This is a genomic window from Solidesulfovibrio fructosivorans JJ], assembly GCF_000179555.1.
Taxonomy (GTDB): Bacteria; Desulfobacterota; Desulfovibrionia; order Desulfovibrionales; family Desulfovibrionaceae; genus Solidesulfovibrio; species Solidesulfovibrio fructosivorans.
The window spans coordinates 1-18,000 of the sequence record NZ_AECZ01000016.1 but is presented as its reverse complement, the minus strand read 5'-3'; the positions used below and the strand labels follow the sequence as shown (position 1 = coordinate 18,000).

Below are 18,000 nucleotides of genomic sequence, written 5' to 3'. Positions count from 1 at the left end.
ACACTGATGCGAAAGCACTAATAATTGTATTCGGCTTCGCGCTGTGCAGCATCAAAATGGGAAGGGATGTCTGAAAAGCGAAAGCCCCGGCTGCAACCGGGGCTCACGGAAAATCAAATGGAATCACCTGACAATGATTCAATACGTCCTGTGGCCGGCAATGTCAATATAAATCCAGTCAACGAATTCGCGCAGGTGCTTGCCGCCGCTGGCATCGAACCGACCGAAATAATTACTGACGGCCACCTGCATCGCTGCCCCGTGTCAGGCCGCCCAAGGACCAAGGATGGTGCGTATCTTTTCCATGCTGATGAAAATCCATCCGGCTGGTTCCAGAATTTTGTGACCGGCGAAACCGGCACCTGGACCCAAAAACGCACCCAGCCACTGACCCCGGCCGAACGCAAGGCCCTGGCGGCGCGCATTGAGGCGGATAAGGCCCGCAGACAAGCCGAACTCGCCCAGGCCCAGGCCCAGGCCCGCGTCCGTGCCGAACGCATCCTGGCGAAACTGCCCCCGGCCAATCCCGAGCACCCATACCTGATCCGAAAAGGCATCCAGGCCGCGCCCGGAACCAAAGTTTCACCCGCAGAACTGCTCACGGTCCCCGTGCTCGACCCCGATGGCAAGCCCATGTCCATGCAATTTATCCAGCCGGACGGGCAAAAGCGTTTCCTGCGTGGCGGCCAAATCGACGGCGGCTTTTTCCCGATCAAAGGTGACCCCAGCCAACCCCTGCACATCGCCGAGGGCTACGCCACAGCCGCATCCATCCACGCGGCGACCGGCGCGACCGTGCTGGTCGCGTTCAATGCCGGCAACCTGCTCCCCGTGGCAAAGCAGGCCCGCAAATACTACCCCAACCGCGCAATCACGATCTGTGCCGACGACGACCATGCAACATTTGCAAAAACTGGCAAAAATCCGGGAATTGATAAAGGCACAGAAGCGGCAAAAGCAATCAACGCATCAATTGCAATGCCAAAATTCGACGTTGAGCGCGGAGAAAAAGACACGGACTTCAACGACCTTGCCAGACTGCAAGGGCTCGATGCAGTTAAGCATTGCCTCGATGAGGTAAATCAATTCAGTAAAGACATTGCAAAACATCAATCAATTCTCGACACAACAACCAGAGTCGTCGAAGAAGACGGCGTGCTCAAACTGGTAAAATGGGACGCCAAAGCCGAAATGGAAGTCTCGAAAGTCGTCGCATCATTCAAAATCGAACCTTTCGAATCCATCTATATCGACGGAGAAGGTCAATATATCAAGGCTCACTTGCAGAATTGCAAGAAGCGTCGAGAGATTACTTTGACGCCGGATTGCTGGATTTCATCACAAAAGTTCCTCAAGGTCCTTCCAGACGCTGAATTCAGTTTTACCGGCAACATTGAAGTCGTCCAGTTGGTCAAACGCCACGTCGCCCACTTCGACCTCGAACAAAAATCCGGCACCCGTACAGCGGGATTTCATCCAACGCCGACCGGCGAACTCCAATTCGTCACCGAGCACGGAGCACTGGCTCCTCATTGTTGTCGCACCGACTTGGTCTATCTCAACGAGATTGCGTCCGGTTGCTCTTTGCAACAGATCGAGCCCGCATTTCAAGAAGCGCTCACTTCGCTCAATCCAATTCTTTTCAACTTCAACGCGTATGAAGTCACCCTCCCCGTGCTTGGCTGGGCCACGGCTTGCTTCTTCAAAGATCGCATCCATGCTGAATACAAGTCCTTCCCACTGCTCAATATCGAAGGCGAGGCCGGCGCGGGCAAGTCCTCAACCGCCCGCGAGATCATCATGCGCCTCTGGGGCATCACATCCGCACCCCGTGCCATAGCCGAACAGACAAGATTTACCATGATGCGTCAGGTCTCCGCATCCAACACCATCCCGCTCATCTACGAAGAGAACAAATCCACGAAGATGAACGAGAAACAGGTGCAAATGGTCTCCAACCTGATTCGCGATACGTACAATGCCTTCGAAGGCCAACGCGGCTACGCCGACCAGACCATGCGCACCTACCGCTACGACGCTCCGATCTGCATCATCGGTGAAACCGGATTCAGCGAACCAGCCTTGCTCGACCGGCTTTGCACGGTCTCGCTTTCGCGCAACGTGAGTAAATCCTTTTTAGAGCACTTCCGCAGTATAAAGCTGCTCCCCCTGGAAGCTCTAGGCCGCACCTTGCTCGACTACGCTCTGACGGTCAGCCAGGACGATGTGGCGGCCGGCATCGAGGCCGAGCTCGCCCAAGTCGATCCCCGCCTCTCAGATCGCCCCCGCCTGAACGCGGCCATCATCCGGTTCGGCCTGCGCACCCTGGTCCGCATCCTTGGAGCCGAGGAACACATTTCCGATGATGAGATCCGATCCATAGACCAAGCCGTGATCAATACGACCTCGGACGAAGACGGCCCCACGCGCAAGTCGGCTGTCGACCGCATCCTGGAGCACATGGCCAGGATGGCGACCAAGGCCATGCCGCAGGAAGGCGCGACCAAACCCGTTTTCGAGGGGGGTGCCATCGAAAAAAGAATACATTTTCAGGTAGATGGAGAAGGAAACCTGCGCCTGTGGGTGTCTGGCGCCTACCCCATTTTTCAGCGCTGGGCCAAGGCCTACGGGTATGAGGCAGACATCTTGCCCGAGCCCACGTTTCGTAAGCAATTGAAAAAAGAGGGGTATTGTCTTGAGTGGAATAAGCCATTTAAATTCGGTGAGTTAACGCACAAGGGCGCACTGCTGAGTATCCCCCAGATGCAAGCAAAAGGCATCGAACTTGATTTTATCCAATGAAATCGGACTGGTAACCAAAAACAGCCCAGAGGTAACCGTTGGTAACCACGCAACACGCTGAAATAACTGAATGTAACCAAAGTAACCACTTCTGAAAACACCCCCCCCCTCTATAGGGGAGAAAATAGATAAGAAAACACCCCCCATAGTAGGGGGGTATCAAAAAAAAAGGTTACTTTGGTTACTTTGGTTACTTATGAATAAAATCAGCTAGTTAGAAAATGAAAAATGGTTACAAATGGTTACCACCGAATCATTTTTGGTTACCTAGCTGAATTTATTTAACAATCTAACCCAAGGAGCCTACCCATGGCCACGGTCACCCCCGAATTCCCCACACGGCCTTCTGCGCTTATCTCGCTGGTAAGTAATGACCTCGGACCACTCGGACCAGAAAGACGTGACCGACGTCCCACCCGCTTGCCGAGCGCATGGCTGGCGCGGTCTGATGTTCCGGCCCTCCCGACCGTACGGCCTGCTGGCTCTGTTCCGGGCTGATCTACGGCCACGGCAGGTTCACGCACAATATCAGTGAGATACCTAAAATACAGGACTTGTCGTCTTGTCTACTTGAAACAAATTTCTAACTAACTCAAGGAGATACGACATGATTATGACCACAACCACCACCGCCCTCGATACCAACACCCTAGCTATCTGGGAAGAATGGAATTTTGATCAAGACGAGGTTGGCGACTGGATTGCGATCGGATTCACCGATCCGGTCGAGGCCGGTGAATGGTATAATGCTGGGTTTCGGGTTGCCTCCGAGGCGGCAGAGTGGCGCAAGGCCGGATTTGTGGCGGAGGACGCAGCCGCATGGGAGGATGTTTGGCCTATTACTCCCGGAGAGACCGCCAAATGGGTCGAGGCCGGGTTCGACTATCGGGATGGCTGGGAATGGGGCGATGCCGGCTTTGCCGGTGATGAGCTGGATGAAGTTCTGGCTTGGTGCGACGCTGGGTTCGACACGCCAGCTAAAGCGCGAGAGTGGAGAGAGTACTACGAATTCGCACCTCTCGAAGCAAAATCCTGGCGTGACGCAGGGTACGAAGTGGAGTACGCCTACGCGTGGCGCTCGGCAGGTTTTACGCAGGCGGAGGCCGACGAATGGTACGCTGCTGGATTCCGCGACGTTGGGGAGGCCGTTGACTGGTTCAATGCCTGCCTGACCCCTAAAGCGGCAGCCGCCGCCAAGGAGGCTGGCCAAGAAGCGCCGGGCGAGGCCGAGTAACCCCCTCTATTTTATTCTTCACCTGCCCGAGCTTTTGCTCGGGCAGGCCACGTGGCCACATAGCCACCCTGGCAGACCTGGGCGAGCCCATCCCCAGGCCATTGCCGCTTGCGGCAATCCAGGTGCCAACCGGCGCATGGATCATGCTGATTTCGATTGGAGGGCGTCATGGCTGCAATCAAGATCATGGTTGATTACGAAGCCAATGGGCTTTGGTGCGATGAAGCAACATGGTATCGCGTCCCGCCTGCCCTCCGGGAACGGCTCTACGATTGGAACTGGTGGTGGGAGCTTGGAGAATATCAAAAAAGACGGGATGGCGCATACGGCCTCGACTATGACCCCGACGTTTGCGCTTGGATTGGTTTGACCCTGGCCATGCAAGCAAAGTTGGCGCTCCCGGACGCGCAAGTCATCTTTGTCCACGAGGCTAAATGGGACCGGGCCATTGCCCTGGCCCTAGCTGATGGGCGCCACGACGTGCCGAGAGGCCAGTACATCTACGAAATTTTCGCCGGCCCAGATAAGATCGAAGCCCGGCACGTTTAGGAGGAATAACCCATGCGCCCCGAAAAGTTGACCCCTGAAGAATTTGCCGCGAGGCAAGAAGCGTCGCAATGCCTGGCGGACAAGCACCGCAAGGCCATGGCCGAATCCCTGGCGATCTTCGAGGACGAGATAACCGGCAAGAGGCCGCCGACGAAGGCCCGCAACCCCTTGCTCGATTGGGCATAACAACGCGAGCCACGCCGGGCACTCCCCATGCTTGACCTCTCGCAACTGACCATCATTTCCGGCGGCCAGACCGGCGTTGACCGTGCAGCCCTCGACTTTGCCTTGGCCCATGGCATTCGGCATGGCGGCTGGTGCCCGCGCTGGCGACTGGCGGACGATCTATTCCGAGACGAGGCGCCTTTTTGAGCGGATATTTTCGGCGGACTGATCCATGCCCAGCATCCTTTTTTGTGGCGATTGCCACGGTGAATTTTCACACATCATCTGCGCTGGCCGAAAGGCCGACGCGATCATACTTCTTGGCGACCAGACGCCCAATCTTCCTTTGCCGGAAGAACTCGGCTCACTCTGGCCTCGAACCTTTTTTATCCTCGGCAACCACGACACAGAATCAACAGGATTTTTGATCGCGCACCGTGGCGATGCTTGGAGTCATAACTTGCACGGCCGTGTAGAAGAGGTGGGGCGGCTCCGCCTCGCCGGACTTGGCGGAATTTTTCGTGGTCGAGTTTGGCATCCAGATGGAGGAATCCGGTATCATTCCCGGCAAGAATTGTTGGAGGCCACACCACCCCGGCAACGATTCCTTGGCGACATTCCGGCGCTACATTGGTCGAGCATTTTTCCTGCTGATTTTGATCTTCTCCGCTGGCTCAAACCGATTGATATTTTGGTTACGCATGAGGCGCCTGAAAACCATCAACATGGCTTCCGTGAAATCGGAGATTTGACACGGGAAATTGGTGCGCGCCTACTTGTGCATGGACATCACCACGAAGGGTCAGTGGAAGGTAAAATTGAAGGAGAAATCCGAGTCGTAGGGCTCGGGCTTCGAGAGATCAAGCTGATCGAATTTTAGGGCAGGCCGGAAAGTATTTTTTGGCGAAAACCAAACTCATTTTTGCGGTTGCTGACGTTGCAAAGTATTCTGCTCATCAGCATCCTGGATCCGAATGGCATTGGCTAGTTGTTCCATCGTGGTTCTGAGATATTGAGCTAGCGAGTTTCCTCTTTTTTTTGCACGCTCTCGGATCACATCCATCACGACAACCTCGCACCGAAATTGAACATATTCGATGCCGGCATTCCGGTCTCGTTCCCGCATTGCGATTTGTCGTTCATTTGAAGTAAAATCACCCATTGTAATATCCTCCGCACAAATAAGAATACCGTGACATGATACACCCGTCAACCGTTACATGTTACTAGTCTCGACAGCGTTACATGAAACGATTAAGTGTATTCGTTTGTATTACATGTAACTTGATTAATTTATTGTAGAAATCATTTTGTATGCTTTTGTCATACACCTGGAAATCCAGGTATTGCGCCACGGAGTGGTGCGTAGGTGTGGGGTCCCCAGGCAATCGCCTGGGGACAAAAAATCGGATTTCGTCTAGCGGTAAGCGCTCACAGCTACAGGATTCGCCTCGGCTCATTGGTCAGCAAATATCTGGGCGGCAGCGAACCAAATTGCTTAAGCGAAACTTTGGACATACTCTCAATCAATTCGGCGGCATGCGCTGGGTTTCTTAGACGGCAGGTGAATGTTTAGAAACGTTACCCGATCCATGCAGCCGGGTTCAAATTGGCCCGTCATCCGGCTTGCGTTCCTTGACCAACGGGGCAAGCAGCGACTTAGAAAAATTTCGCAACAATCCCGCCGAAATAGTTGCAATATCCTACTGCTTAAAATATAAATTATTAATATATACTACGCAGTCGCAAGAGGTGGGCAATGTCGCTGTGGGGGAAAACGGCAATTGATGGAGCAATGACGTCAACCCTACCGCTGCTAGCACACCTCGCCGACGTGGCATTTACCCTCAACACGCTCTGTTGTCTGGAAATATATAGATCTCGGCTATCCTGCCTCTTTGGCAGACAATTTAACGACACTGACGCACAGCGTTTTGCTTGCTTGGCAGCGCTCCATGACATCGGGAAAGCTACACCTGGATTTCAAAATAAGAATACCCCGGGGAATCATCCGACCAATGGGCACATCGAACCGATTGGCGGTCTGTTCATTGGTTCGAATAAGGCTCGATTTCTGGAGGCATGTTCCTTCCTGAGTAGATGGGATGATCTTGGGGGAGCGAGCGTTTTCGAGTATCTTGCTGCCTCTTTTTCGCATCACGGCGAACCACTTACGGAATCGGACTTTGAACGTCCGGTAAAGGCGGGTTTGTGGCCGTCAAGTTCGCAGGCCCCAACTTGGCAGTTCCTGCATGAACTCGTCGAAGCCTTGAAGAAATGGTTTCCGGAAGCCTTCCGTAAGGATGCACCTTCCCTACCCCGGGAACCGGCGGGCCAGCACCTGTTCGCCGGTTTGGTGATGCTGGCCGACTGGATCGGATCGGACAAACGATTTTTCCCCATCACCCGGCAAGTTGCCCCTGGAAACGAGATGGTCTTTTCCCGAGCGGCGGCAACAAAGGCCCTGGCCACCATCGGCCTGAACGCAACACCTTGCCGCGTTGACATCACGGTCACTCCTGCCTTTGACCACCAGTTTTCCTTCCGGGCCAACGCCCTCCAACAGGCGGTCGACACCTTACCACTTTCCCAGAAAGGAGGACTTACCCTCATCGAAGCGGAGACGGGCTGGGGCAAGACCGAGGCCGCATTGCGTTTTTTTACACGTCTTTGGTGCGAGGGGTTGGTGGACGGACTCTATTTCGCCAATCCGCTCCGATTCGCCGCGACACAGCTTTTTGGCCGTGTCACCCGCTTCGTCGCCAACACCTTTGGGGATGCCCCGCCCTCTACCGTGCTCGCCGTTCCCGGCTATCTTCGGGTGGATGGCGTTTGTGGGACGATGCTCCCGGGCTTCGAGGTCCAGTGGGACGACGCCCCGGACCGACCTGCCGCCGAACGGCGCTGGGCCGCCGAGCATCCCAAGCGCTTCCTGGCCGCGCCCCTGGCCGTTGGCACCATCGACCAAGCCCTTTTAGGGACACTGCGGGTACGCCATGCCCATCTGCGGACAGCGGCCCTTTGCCGATCACTGCTCGTGGTGGACGAGGTCCATGCCAGCGATACCTACATGACGCGTCTCACCCTGGGGCTCTTGGACTTTTTCCGACGCGCCGGGGGCCAAGTCCTCCTTCTTTCCGCCACCCTCGGTGGCCATGTCCGCCAACAATACTTGAACGGCTTTCAGGGGGGGCGCCTGCGTCCCTCACTTGCGCAATGCCTGGAGGCACCCTACCCAGCCATCACCACTGTGGCGGGCATGCTGCCCGTTACCGACGACCGCCCCCCGGAGGCTCGGAAAAAGCCCGTCCGGGTGCTTCCGCTCACAATTCAGGATGCTCCCGAGACCGTGGCCGAACTGACGGTCGCGTGTGTCGCCCAGGGGGGCCGGGTACTGGTCCTCCGAAATGCCGTGGCCACGGCCCGCGAGACGCAAGCCGCCCTGGAGGCGTTGCTTCCGCCCGAACGGCTTTTCTCCGTGGCGGGGGCGGCCTGTCCCCACCATGCCCGCTACGCGCGCTCGGATCGTCAACAGCTGGACACGGAGGTGGAAAATCGTTTCGGCCGACATGGCGACTGCCAGGCCGGGGTGTTGGTCGCCACCCAAACCCTGGAACAGTCGCTGGACGTGGATTTCGACGTGCTCATCACCGACCTGTGTCCCATGGACGTCCTGCTCCAGCGGCTTGGACGCCTGCACCGCCACCGTGATCGCGATCCCAGTAGGCCGGCCGGGCATGCCCTACCCGTGTGCCATCTCTTGACTCCGAAGACGTTTGGCGCGGACGGTCTACGCGCGGCCAGGAGGCATCAATACGGAAAGGAGCGGGCCTATGAGAATCTCCTGGCCGTCCTGGCCACCTGGGAACGAATTTTGGCCCTGGACGCGGACCAGAAAGTCCTACGCATTCCGGAAATGAGTCGGGATCTCGTGGAGAGGGCGCTGCATCCCGAGATCATGGCTGATGTGGCCAAGCGTCATGGCATGCAACAGGAATTTAAGGATCTTATCGGGCGACAGGGAGCGCGGGGCCAAAACGCAAGATTGGCTAGCATCGACTGGGGCAAGCCGTTCACGGAAAGCGCCGGCACCCGGGAAGGGTTGACCGTGGGGACTCGCCTGGGCCTTCGGGACCGAGCCGTCCGTTTCGCCTCGCCTCTCGGCAGTCCCTTCGGCAACGCCGTGGAGGAGTTGACGGTTCCGCAATGGATGGCCCCGGAAAGCCCGGAGGAGATCGAGCCGGAGGTACTTGAGGCGTCCCCCCTTGGCTTCCGATTTCGGCTGCAACGGTTTGTGTACCGCTATGACCGGTATGGTCTTTCCAAGGAGGCTTCATGACGGACAATCTGCTTGTGGATCCTGTGTTCCGGATCCGGACCGAGGAAGGTGTCGTCCAGGCGTCGCTTCCAGGGGTGCTGGCGATGCTCGGGCGCGATGCCGTGTTTGATTTCCCCGGATTGAGACCCCATCAACGCCACCCCTGGCATGCCTTCCTGTGCCAGCTCGCGGTCATGGCCCTAGAGGAGGCCGGGGAAAACGAGTGGCCGGACAGGCTGTCCGAGGAGGATTGGCGGGGTTATATTCGTGGTCTGACGCCCGATTATCCCGACGACGCGCCGTGGCGGCTGGTGGTGGCTGATCTCGCCCGGCCGGCATTTTTACAGCCGCCCGTTCCCGAGGGAAGCCTAGCCGGGTTCACGGGCATGGCGGACGCCAATGCGGCTTCACCGTTCGATCTCGACGTCCTCGTCACTTCCAAGGAGCACGGGGAAAAAGGGAAATCGAATGGGCAGCCCACGGCTGAGGAATGGGCGTTCGGACTTTTGCTGCTCCAGACGTTTAGTGGATATCTTGGCCGAGGCAATCAGAGCATCTCACGCCAAAATGGTGGAACCGCCGCCAGACAGGGGGTGTCTCTGACGTTTTCACCAAGACCAGGGGCAAACTGGAAACGGGATTGCCGCGTGCTCCTAACGTCCATGGACTCGAACTGGGATAATGAGCTGTTCCATCAGGGGAGTGGGCTGCGCCTCCTCTGGCTTGATCCGTGGAAGGGCGACAAGGATGATGCCCTTTCGCTGTGTAATTTGCATCCCCTGTTCATCGAAATTTGTCGCCGAATTCGGTTGACGCTCGGATTAGATGACGCAGTTTCATTCCGCGTCAAGGGTACAGAAGGGACAAGGGTTGAAGCTAAACATCTCAAAGGTGTCCTCGGTGATCCCTGGATTCCAATCAACGTCGGTACGAAAGGAGGAGCCAAGGCTTACAATTCAGAGCCACATTACAGCGTTGCACATCAAGTCATGTTCGACACGAGGGCTTTTGAACCGTGTCTACTGCAGCGCTTCCATCCCGGCGATCCAGCCACCGGAGCCTCGCTGACCTTTCGGGTCTTTTCCCGCACAGAGGGCGGTAGTGACGGCTATCACGAACGCATCATCCCCATTCCTTCGAAGGACCGTCCTTTTTTTGCCGCCCGCCATACGGACGCGGCGGCCATGGCCAAGTACATGGCTAGAATGGCCTGGGACGCCCGGGTCAGGGTCCTGCGCCCGGCCGTGCTGCAACTTCTCCAGGCATCCAGGGAGACCCCCGAATTCAAGCAGCCAGAGACGGCGGCCTGGGCGTCCAGATTCTCGGATACCCTGGACCGCGCCATTGACGAGGCCTTTTTCCCGGCTCTTTGGGACTGCCTCGAGGCCATGGGCGAGGCGTCCTTCGAACCCCACTTCCTGCGTCCATGGAGCCAATGTCTCATCGCCTCGGTGCGAAGGGAGTTCAAAAGAGCCTGCGCGTCCCTTCCCGTATCAAGTGCGCTGGCCTACCGGGCCATGGCCAAGGCGGAATGTCTTTTGGAGGGAAGTCTGCGCAAGAATCTGGTCATCAAGGAGGCGGCATGACCGGGGAAAGAAAGCATCTGTCATCGGTGGTGGCCGAGTTGGCTAGTGTCATCGGACACGACAAGTTCCCCAAGGGCGATTTGGCCGAACTGCGCCGGTTGCGCCCGGAAACCCCGCCACCGGCCTATTGGCGATTGCTCTTCGACCGCGTTCCCGAGGACTGGCGACGGAAGGAATGGCAGGAGCGCGCCTGGACCATCGTCATGTCCGGCATGGCGATCATGGCCCCCCGGGTTCACGCGACCTCAGCCCCCCTGGGACGGGTCATGGCCCGCATCGGCGGAAGCACGGCCGAAAGCCGGCTGTGGCAACTTTTGCGTGTCCGGGGCGAGCAGCTTGAGGACCACATCCGGATGCTGGCTCGATTCCTGGCCGCCAAGGAAGAACGCATCGACTGGACCGACCTTGCCCGACTCCTTTTGACCGCCGACGAAGGCAAGCGTGATGCCGTGTGCCGCAAGCTGGCCCGGGACTTCTACATGGATAATTCCCGCCAACAACCCGCCAATGCCATTGACTAGGAGAACGCCATGACCGCACCCCGTTTCATCCAGATCTCCATGCTGTCAAGTTATGCCGCCGTGCTGCTCAACCGCGATGACGCCGGGCTGGCCAAGCGTATGCGCTTTGGCGGAGCGGTACGCACCCGTGTCAGTTCCCAATGCCTCAAACGACATTGGCGCATTGCCGAGGACGACCATGCCTTGTGCAAGATCGATCCGGCGCTGACGCGAAGCATCCATTCCCGGGAAATTTTCTCGCGGCTGATCGAACCGCGCCTTCTGGAACAAGGATACGAGAAGGGCTCCGTCCATGCCGTGCTCAAGGGTATCATGCAGGCGCTCTACGGGGGCAAGGACAAAGGGGGTGACGATGCCGCATCGACGGATACGGATAAACATCCCCTGTCCCGTAGCGAGGTGATCGTCCTTGGCGAACCGGAGGTGGAGTTTCTTATTGATCGGGCCAAGACGCTCCTGGAGGCGGGCAAGGCAGCACAGTCGGATGCCAAGGCGATCGACAAGCTGATCAAAGGGCTTCTCAAGAATAAGGAGGCCAAGGAGAACTTCAAGGCCTTGGCCAATGGCGCCGGCATCGACGCGGCCATGTTCGGCCGTTTCGTCAGTGGCGATCCCGAAGCGCGCATCAATGCTGCTGTGCACGTAGCCCATGCCTTGACCGTGCACGCCGAAACGGCCGAAACCGACTACTTCACGGCCGTGGACGACCTGACCACCGCCTCCGAGGGCGGCAGCGGCCATCTCGGGGCGGCCGAACTGACCAGCGGGCTGTTTTACACCTACGCCGTGGTGGACGTGCCCCAGCTCGTTTCCAACATCACCGGCGAACCGTTCGAGAACTGGCAAAAGGCCGATCGAAGCTTAGCCGGACGCACGGTCAACCACCTCATCCGCCTCATGGCCACGGTTTCTCCCGGAGCCAAGCTCGGGTCCACCGCTCCCTATGATCATGCCGGGATGGTCCTGGTCGAGGCCGGCGAGCGTCAGCCACGGACCCTGGCCAACGCCTACCTGGATCCGCTGCACCTTTCCGGGGGAAATTTGTTCGGTCGGGCCGTATCGGCGCTTTCCGACTATCTCCAGACCATGGATACCATGTACGAGCCTGAAGAAGGCATGTCGGAATGCAGGGAGAGGCGCTGGCTGGCTTGTCGGGTTCCGACCGCCGAGATGCCGGGATTCGCGGACTGCCAGGGCCTTTCCCTGCCAAAGCTGGCCAAGGCCGTAGAAAACGCCATCATCCAGGGGGAGCTGGCATGACCGAATTCATGGTGTTGCGTCTGACCGGACCGCTCATGGTCTTCGGCGACGTGGCAGTGGACGAGAACCGGCCCACCGCGCAACTCCCGTCCCAAAGCATGCTGACCGGCCTCGTGGCCAATGCCCTGGGCTGGCGGGCCAGGGAGGGAGCGCGTCTCAACAGGCTTCAGGAGCGTATCGTCTACGGAGCCCGACGGGACAGGGTGGGCGAAACCTTCACGGATTACCAAAACGTGCACATCGCTCCTGGCCAGACCATGTGGCGATTCCGGACCACAGGCCCGCTTAAGCGGGGAGGACTGAAGTATGACAATGTGCAGCGCTGGCGGGACTATGTGGCCGATGGGGCCGTCACCGTCGTGCTGGCGCTGACGCCGGAGGATGAGCCACCGACCTTGGATGCCGTGCGGCGGGCCTTTTTGCGCCCGGCCCGGCCATTGTTTCTGGGACGGGTTTCCTGCCCCCCCTCCGGGCCGCTGTACCGAGGGAAGGATGTCATGGCCTCGAGCGTTCCCGAAGCGTTGGCCCTTGTTTCGAGTCTTGAGACGCCGGGAGGCGATTTTCTGGCCCAATGGCCCGGTCAAGGGACTTTCTCGGGGGTGACGGATACATCTTCCCGTCTTGTGGAGCGGGCCGACTTGCGCGACTGGTGCAATGATCTCCACCAGGGACGCCGGATCGTTGCCGAGGCTCGGCTTCGGCCCGAACCGAACCGGGCCGAGGAGGGATAAGATGGCGCTTTATATGATGCAACTGGAGATCGTCCCCAGGCGCCTTATTGAGTGGAGCCACCAGACGGGCATCACGGCTGTGGATCGGGGCTACCTGGTCCACAGCGCCATGCGAATCGTTTTTGGCGACAGCGCGCCCCAGCCGTTTGCCCTATTCGGCAACGCCGACAATCCCTTTCTCAAGGTCTTGGGCTATGGGCCGACCGGCATTGAGGCCTTGCGAGCAGCTGTTTCCCTGGCCGAGCCGGTGCTTGTCGAGGCATTTCCGGTGGAACGAATGCTGGGCAAGACGATGCCCGCCTTGTTCGCGACCGGTTCACGGTTCGCCTTTCAGGTGGAATGCTGTCCGATCACGCGGAACAGTCGGGATGGCAAAATTCGGGAAAAGGATGCCTTTCTGGCTGCCTGCGACGCCGCGCCCGAAGGAGGAGTGGAGCGAGCCTCGGTGTATTCGGGCTGGGTCGGAGCGGAGGTAGCCCGGGATGGAGCGGCTGAATTGTTGGAATGTTCCATGAAGGGATTTCGGATGTTTACTCCCGTGCGTCGCAAGGGCAAGGGCAATATGGCCAGGAGCATCGGGCAGCGGCCTCGGGCGCGCCTGGACGGCGTGTTGCGGGTAGGCGATCCTGGAGCCTTTGCGGCGCTTTTGGCTCGGGGGCTTGGGCGTCACCGGGCTTTTGGCCTTGGCATGTTGCTGCTGCGTCCGGTGTAAGGCATGCTTCGGGGAAGGCTTGGGCTGGAAACGGCCCGGATTCCGCATGCCGACCGCCATGGACTGCTTTGGCTGTCCCGTGGACAGCTTTCCGTCACGGAAGGGACGTTGCAGTTTTGTGCTTCCGGCAATGGCGAACTTGCGGCGGGGATGTACGATATTCCCTATCAGGGGGTATCACTGCTCCTGCTTGGTCCTGGAGTCAGTCTGACCCATGATGTCTTTCGCCTCTGCGCCCGCCATGGAACTGGACTCGCCGCCGTGGGCGATGATGGAACACGCCTGTATACGGCGCCGCCCCGTGGCCCGGATCACAGTGCCATGGCGCGTCGTCAGGCCATCTTGTGGGCCGATCCGGACAGTCGTTTGTCCACGGCCATTGCCATGTATGCCATACGACTCGGAGAAGCCCCCCCACGCGGGGACATCGCTGCCCTTCGTGGGATCGAGGGCGCGCGGATGCGAGAGATGTACAAGCTGTTGGCCAGACAATATGGCATTCCCTGGGAGGGGAGACGATATGATCGCAACAGTCCTGAGGAGACAAATGCCGTGAACATGTCGGTCAACCATGCGGCAGTCGCGACCAGGGCCGCCGCCGAGATCGCTGTCGCGGCCACGGCGACGATACCCCAACTCGGGTTTATTCATGAGGATTCATCCCTTTCCTTTGCTCTTGATATTGCGGACTTGTTCCGGGATGAATTTACCTTACCCGTGGCGTTTGGAGGTTACAAACGCTGTCTGGAGGATGAATCGCTGGTATTGGAGCGTGAAGTCCGCAAGCTGGCCGGAGCAACGATGCGTCGTAACGGGCTGATTCCATCAATGATAGAGCGGATCAAGGAGCTATTTGGTGCCGATGACCGTGGTGGTGACACGTAACGTTTCGGGACGTACGCGTGGTTTTCTTGCATCGTGTATGCTGGAGGTCGCACCGGGTGTCTACTGTGCGCCACGAATGTCGAGAGGGGTTCGCGACCGAGTGAAAAGCGTCCTTGACGGTTGGTTCTCGGCCGAGCGGGATGCATCGCTCGTGCTGCTTTGGGCGGATGGCAGCATGCCAGCCGGGCAAGGCGTTTATGTGCTTGGCACTCCGCCGTATGAGCTTTTGGATTATGACGGATTTATCGTCAGCCGGCATCCATGCCCTGGCAATATCAATATTTTAGAATAGGGCAACATCCATTATCCTGCAAGAGTCTTCCCCGCTCGCGCGGGGGTAGTCCCGCGGCCGAGTTCGCGCGATGGTTGAATCAGGTGTCTTCCCCGCTCGCGCGGGGGTAGTCCCAAAGCTAGCGTCCATACTCGAGGTGTCATGTAGTCTTCCCCGCTCGCGCGGGGGTAGTCCCGGAGGTCCGCCATAGGGGTTCTCGATCGGCTCGTCTTCCCCGCTCGCGCGGGGGTAGTCCCAGGATATCGCCGGCCTGAAAAGGGGAGATCATGTCTTCCCCGCTCGCGCGGGGGTAGTCCCAGTCTCGAAATTGTCTGTTTGCGATGTATGGCGTCTTCCCCGCTCGCGCGGGGGTAGTCCCGATCGCTTCACAGTGTCCCCCGTGGGCCAGGAGTCTTCCCCGCTCGCGCGGGGGTAGTCCCCGGGATAGTCTGGTTAGTCATGCGGCGTTGCAGTCTTCCCCGCTCGCGCGGGGGTAGTCCCCAGGCGTCAGCGGCGGCCATCATGGCGGCTGAGTCTTCCCCGCTCGCGCGGGGGTAGTCCCAGCTCCCAGCTTCCGGTCGGCTTCACCAACGAGTCTTCCCCGCTCGCGCGGGGGTAGTCCCTCCGGGTAGTCTTGGCCGAGCTGCGGATAGGCGTCTTCCCCGCTCGCGCGGGGGTAGTCCCAAGGACAGCTTGGTTAGCCATGCGGCGTTGCAGTCTTCCCCGCTCGCGCGGGGGTAGTCCCAGGCCTGGCCCCTCCTGCGCATGGCCGCCCAGGTCTTCCCCGCTCGCGCGGGGGTAGTCCCGCGCGAAGGTGGGATGAAGCGGTGGGCTGGTGGTCTTCCCCGCTCGCGCGGGGGTAGTCCCTGGTTACCCTCGACGCCAACGCCTCGGAACTGGTCTTCCCCGCTCGCGCGGGGGTAGTCCCTTAGGATCTTTCCCGAGCCTGCCGATAAGCATGTCTTCCCCGCTCGCGCGGGGGTAGTCCCGCATCCGGTGACGGTCTTCCAGCCGTATTTGGGTCTTCCCCGCTCGCGCGGGGGTAGTCCCTTAACCTGTACTGCCGGACGTGCATCGATTCCGTCTTCCCCGCTCGCGCGGGGGTAGTCCCTCACCATGGACGCGGCCGAAGCCAAGGCCCTGGTCTTCCCCGCTCGCGCGGGGGTAGTCCCCAATCGCGGTCATTGCCCCTGAGCGTCTGCTTGTCTTCCCCGCTCGCGCGGGGGTAGTCCCTTTTACAGCACCCCTCAAAAAAAAAGGGGGTGGTCTTCCCCGCTCGCGCGGGGGTAGTCCCCCAGCTGGCCACGGATGCGGAATGGGAGCTGGGTCTTCCCCGCTCGCGCGGGGGTAGTCCCATCCATGATCGACTGCTGGAGATGGCCCCGTGGTTTTCCCCGCTCGCGCGGGGGTAGTCCCTTCCAGGCGTCGATTTGCCGGATGCAGTAGGCGTCTTCCCCGCTCGCGCGGGGGTAGTCCCCGTGACAGCGCCGGACGGTGCTACCACGCAAAGTCTTCCCCGTTCGCGCGGGGGTAGTCCCCGCAGCGGCGGCGCAGTGTCGGGAGAGTCGGCGTCCTCCCCGCTCGCGCGGGGGTAGTCCCTGTACGAGGACGCAATGGAGGTGGTGGGATGGGTCTTCCCCGCTCGCGCGGGGGTAGTCCCGCCCTTGATGATGTAGTCTCCTGGACGTCCGGGTCTTCCCCGCTCGCGCGGGGGTAGTCCGATGGGGGCAATGCACCAATGTCTTCGATGCATCCATATAAATTCGCGTGGGTGGTGGAGATTACCACTGACGATGAAAAGCAACACTGCGCCTCAAAAAAATTCTTCAATGCAAAAAAGATACTGTAGAAATGTTTTCTACGAAAAAAATGATGAAAATTTTTCTTTTAAAAAATACAACGGATAAATTATATCAAGAGTAGAAATGGGAAATCTTGTGTTTCTAAACATTACAGCGTAGAATAATTTTATATGCTGCGGTCTACAGTGCACAACAGTGCGCCAAAATAAGAGGCTGTCGAAGGGTAGTCTCCTTCGACAGCCGAAACCCGGATCCGAAGGGCCGGCAGGGCACAGGAGTACACGCTATGTCCACAGCTCAGTATTCTGCCAATGAAACTTGTCGTCTACAAGTGAGCTTTGTGATCGATTTTTGCGAAATGGTCGCCGATGTATCCATCGAAATCAACCCAGATTGTCTAAGACTGTAGTATGCTGCTGACTGGCGCGGCATATCTGGCCGATCATGGCGAGGTCATCGCCACTGGCGAAATCCAAACATCTTTTTCCGACATCGGCAATGCGTCCGCCCAGGATTAAGCGGGCTCAACGGAAGTGTTCCGGAATCTGGATTTCTACGGGATTGATGCAGACCGTTACCCCCGAGCTGAAGCTGTCTTTAAGGCAACTCTAGCGCGACTGGATGAGGTCACAATGCGATTACAAGAAGCCACCATGGAGGAAAACCAAATATCCGCCAGGGTCATCTATCGAGTAAGGGCGGATGTCAAAACAATCATCGCCATCCCATTTCGCCCGATTGTGTATGTCGGCGCGGAGTGGCCGAAGGAGCTACTTGATTTTATTCCCATGGTTGACTTCAGGTCCGCCAAAAATTGAAACCAAAGGGCCGGGGTATGAGCGAATTTGTCTATGATATTAACGAGCTGGCGGAAGAACTCAAAACAACGCCCGGAGCTATCCGGCAGCATATTTTCCGTAAAAATTTCAAGGCGGTCCCTCCGCCGGTAAAGCTCGGCAGACGCGTGGTATGGATGAAGGACCGGGTAAAAGTCTGGCTGAACGAACGCGCCGACAATTCGACCCCAACCATTACCCCCCCTGCGCAACCGAAGCCCATCCAAACCGCATCGGCCACAGCGGAGCAGTCTGCGAAACGTAAACGCGGTCGCCCCAGGAAAGCCCTTTAATCTTACGCAGGCCCTCTCACGACAACTGTATAAAA

General features: G+C 58.4%; 17 protein-coding genes, 1 pseudogene and 1 CRISPR repeat array. Of the genes and pseudogenes, 17 read left to right on the top strand and 1 reads right to left on the bottom strand.

Annotated features, from left to right (window positions below):
• Window positions 1–117 precede the first annotated feature (117 nt).
• From DESFRDRAFT_RS20805 to DESFRDRAFT_RS21455, 6 genes are all read left to right on the top strand, one after another.
• Window positions 118–2,802, top strand: a complete 2,685-nt coding sequence (locus tag DESFRDRAFT_RS20805) for a toprim domain-containing protein (protein WP_005994313.1) — start codon at window positions 118–120, stop codon at window positions 2,800–2,802.
• Window positions 2,803–3,409: 607 nt separating this feature from the next.
• A complete protein-coding gene (locus DESFRDRAFT_RS12165) occupies window positions 3,410–4,036 on the top strand; it encodes a hypothetical protein (protein ID WP_005994312.1) in 627 nt (208 codons plus the stop codon).
• Window positions 4,037–4,204: 168 nt separating this feature from the next.
• Window positions 4,205–4,585, top strand: a complete 381-nt coding sequence (locus DESFRDRAFT_RS12160) for a hypothetical protein (RefSeq protein WP_005994311.1) — start codon at window positions 4,205–4,207, stop codon at window positions 4,583–4,585.
• 12 nt (window positions 4,586–4,597) lie between these two features.
• The gene (locus DESFRDRAFT_RS22570) at window positions 4,598–4,771 is read left to right on the top strand and encodes a hypothetical protein (protein ID WP_005994310.1); all 174 of its coding nucleotides are present in this window, start codon (window positions 4,598–4,600) and stop codon (window positions 4,769–4,771) included.
• Between the two features lie 27 nt (window positions 4,772–4,798).
• Window positions 4,799–4,957: a YpsA SLOG family protein gene (locus DESFRDRAFT_RS21460; RefSeq protein WP_199533123.1), complete on the top strand. Its 159-nt coding sequence runs from the start codon at window positions 4,799–4,801 to the stop codon at window positions 4,955–4,957.
• A gap of 25 nt (window positions 4,958–4,982) precedes the next feature.
• Window positions 4,983–5,630 carry a metallophosphoesterase family protein gene (locus DESFRDRAFT_RS21455; protein ID WP_005994309.1) on the top strand — a complete coding sequence of 216 codons (648 nt, stop codon included), beginning with the start codon at window positions 4,983–4,985 and terminating at the stop codon, window positions 5,628–5,630.
• A 36-nt stretch (window positions 5,631–5,666) separates the two neighbouring features.
• Here DESFRDRAFT_RS21455 and DESFRDRAFT_RS22265 read toward each other — a convergent pair whose 3' ends face one another.
• On the bottom strand, window positions 5,667–5,912 hold the full coding sequence (locus tag DESFRDRAFT_RS22265) for a hypothetical protein (protein WP_144005031.1): 246 nt from the start codon (window positions 5,910–5,912) through the stop codon (window positions 5,667–5,669).
• 597 nt (window positions 5,913–6,509) lie between these two features.
• On the opposite strand from DESFRDRAFT_RS22265, the pseudogene DESFRDRAFT_RS23295 reads away from it, so the two are divergent.
• The 11 genes and pseudogenes from DESFRDRAFT_RS23295 to DESFRDRAFT_RS22255 form a co-directional block, all read left to right on the top strand.
• Window positions 6,510–7,136: pseudogene (locus DESFRDRAFT_RS23295) on the top strand (CRISPR-associated endonuclease Cas3''); the annotation flags it as partial.
• Window positions 7,137–7,181: 45 nt separating this feature from the next.
• Window positions 7,182–9,089, top strand: a complete 1,908-nt coding sequence (gene cas3 / locus DESFRDRAFT_RS12150) for a CRISPR-associated helicase Cas3' (protein WP_005994308.1) — start codon at window positions 7,182–7,184, stop codon at window positions 9,087–9,089.
• Window positions 9,086–10,654 (top strand): hypothetical protein, encoded by a 1,569-nt coding sequence (locus DESFRDRAFT_RS22565; RefSeq protein ID WP_005994307.1) that lies wholly within the window; start codon window positions 9,086–9,088, stop codon window positions 10,652–10,654. The genes cas3 and DESFRDRAFT_RS22565 overlap by 4 nt, the downstream gene beginning before the upstream one ends.
• A complete protein-coding gene (gene casB, locus DESFRDRAFT_RS12140) occupies window positions 10,651–11,175 on the top strand; it encodes a type I-E CRISPR-associated protein Cse2/CasB (protein ID WP_005994306.1) in 525 nt (174 codons plus the stop codon). The genes DESFRDRAFT_RS22565 and casB overlap by 4 nt, the downstream gene beginning before the upstream one ends.
• A gap of 9 nt (window positions 11,176–11,184) precedes the next feature.
• Entirely contained in the window at window positions 11,185–12,435 is a 1,251-nt protein-coding gene (cas7e, locus tag DESFRDRAFT_RS12135) for a type I-E CRISPR-associated protein Cas7/Cse4/CasC (RefSeq protein WP_005994304.1), read from the top strand.
• Complete coding sequence (cas5e, locus tag DESFRDRAFT_RS12130) at window positions 12,432–13,166, top strand: type I-E CRISPR-associated protein Cas5/CasD (RefSeq protein ID WP_005994302.1); 735 nt, start codon at window positions 12,432–12,434, stop codon at window positions 13,164–13,166. The genes cas7e and cas5e overlap by 4 nt, the downstream gene beginning before the upstream one ends.
• Before the next feature lies 1 nt (window position 13,167).
• Complete coding sequence (locus DESFRDRAFT_RS12125; protein WP_005994301.1) at window positions 13,168–13,878, top strand: type I-E CRISPR-associated protein Cas6/Cse3/CasE; 711 nt, start codon at window positions 13,168–13,170, stop codon at window positions 13,876–13,878.
• A gap of 3 nt (window positions 13,879–13,881) precedes the next feature.
• Window positions 13,882–14,763: a type I-E CRISPR-associated endonuclease Cas1e gene (gene cas1e, locus DESFRDRAFT_RS12120; RefSeq protein WP_005994299.1), complete on the top strand. Its 882-nt coding sequence runs from the start codon at window positions 13,882–13,884 to the stop codon at window positions 14,761–14,763.
• Window positions 14,741–15,055 (top strand): type I-E CRISPR-associated endoribonuclease Cas2e, encoded by a 315-nt coding sequence (gene cas2e, locus DESFRDRAFT_RS21450; protein WP_233489609.1) that lies wholly within the window; start codon window positions 14,741–14,743, stop codon window positions 15,053–15,055. Before cas1e ends, cas2e begins: the two co-directional genes overlap by 23 nt.
• 24 nt (window positions 15,056–15,079) lie before the next feature.
• Window positions 15,080–16,755: direct repeats of the CRISPR family, unit length 29 nt; unit sequence GTCTTCCCCGCTCGCGCGGGGGTAGTCCC.
• A gap of 713 nt (window positions 16,756–17,468) precedes the next feature.
• The gene (locus DESFRDRAFT_RS22260) at window positions 17,469–17,654 is read left to right on the top strand and encodes a hypothetical protein (RefSeq protein ID WP_005994295.1); all 186 of its coding nucleotides are present in this window, start codon (window positions 17,469–17,471) and stop codon (window positions 17,652–17,654) included.
• A 17-nt stretch (window positions 17,655–17,671) separates the two neighbouring features.
• The gene (locus tag DESFRDRAFT_RS22255) at window positions 17,672–17,965 is read left to right on the top strand and encodes a transcriptional regulator (RefSeq protein WP_144005030.1); all 294 of its coding nucleotides are present in this window, start codon (window positions 17,672–17,674) and stop codon (window positions 17,963–17,965) included.
• Window positions 17,966–18,000 lie beyond the last annotated feature (35 nt).

Excerpts from the sequence above, each read along its gene's own strand:
- DESFRDRAFT_RS20805 (WP_005994313.1), top strand. The coding sequence starts at position 118 with ATGGAATCACCTGACAATGATTCAATACGTCCTGTGGCCGGCAATGTC.
- DESFRDRAFT_RS12165 (WP_005994312.1), top strand. The coding sequence starts at position 3,410 with ATGATTATGACCACAACCACCACCGCCCTCGATACCAACACCCTAGCT.
- DESFRDRAFT_RS12160 (WP_005994311.1), top strand. The coding sequence starts at position 4,205 with ATGGCTGCAATCAAGATCATGGTTGATTACGAAGCCAATGGGCTTTGG.
- DESFRDRAFT_RS22570 (WP_005994310.1), top strand. The coding sequence starts at position 4,598 with ATGCGCCCCGAAAAGTTGACCCCTGAAGAATTTGCCGCGAGGCAAGAA.
- DESFRDRAFT_RS21460 (WP_199533123.1), top strand. The coding sequence starts at position 4,799 with ATGCTTGACCTCTCGCAACTGACCATCATTTCCGGCGGCCAGACCGGC.
- DESFRDRAFT_RS21455 (WP_005994309.1), top strand. The coding sequence starts at position 4,983 with ATGCCCAGCATCCTTTTTTGTGGCGATTGCCACGGTGAATTTTCACAC.
- DESFRDRAFT_RS22265 (WP_144005031.1), bottom strand. The coding sequence starts at position 5,912 with ATGGGTGATTTTACTTCAAATGAACGACAAATCGCAATGCGGGAACGA.
- cas3 (WP_005994308.1), top strand. The coding sequence starts at position 7,182 with ATGGTCTTTTCCCGAGCGGCGGCAACAAAGGCCCTGGCCACCATCGGC.
- DESFRDRAFT_RS22565 (WP_005994307.1), top strand. The coding sequence starts at position 9,086 with ATGACGGACAATCTGCTTGTGGATCCTGTGTTCCGGATCCGGACCGAG.
- casB (WP_005994306.1), top strand. The coding sequence starts at position 10,651 with ATGACCGGGGAAAGAAAGCATCTGTCATCGGTGGTGGCCGAGTTGGCT.
- cas7e (WP_005994304.1), top strand. The coding sequence starts at position 11,185 with ATGACCGCACCCCGTTTCATCCAGATCTCCATGCTGTCAAGTTATGCC.
- cas5e (WP_005994302.1), top strand. The coding sequence starts at position 12,432 with ATGACCGAATTCATGGTGTTGCGTCTGACCGGACCGCTCATGGTCTTC.
- DESFRDRAFT_RS12125 (WP_005994301.1), top strand. The coding sequence starts at position 13,168 with ATGGCGCTTTATATGATGCAACTGGAGATCGTCCCCAGGCGCCTTATT.
- cas1e (WP_005994299.1), top strand. The coding sequence starts at position 13,882 with ATGCTTCGGGGAAGGCTTGGGCTGGAAACGGCCCGGATTCCGCATGCC.
- cas2e (WP_233489609.1), top strand. The coding sequence starts at position 14,741 with ATGACCGTGGTGGTGACACGTAACGTTTCGGGACGTACGCGTGGTTTT.
- DESFRDRAFT_RS22260 (WP_005994295.1), top strand. The coding sequence starts at position 17,469 with ATGCGATTACAAGAAGCCACCATGGAGGAAAACCAAATATCCGCCAGG.
- DESFRDRAFT_RS22255 (WP_144005030.1), top strand. The coding sequence starts at position 17,672 with ATGAGCGAATTTGTCTATGATATTAACGAGCTGGCGGAAGAACTCAAA.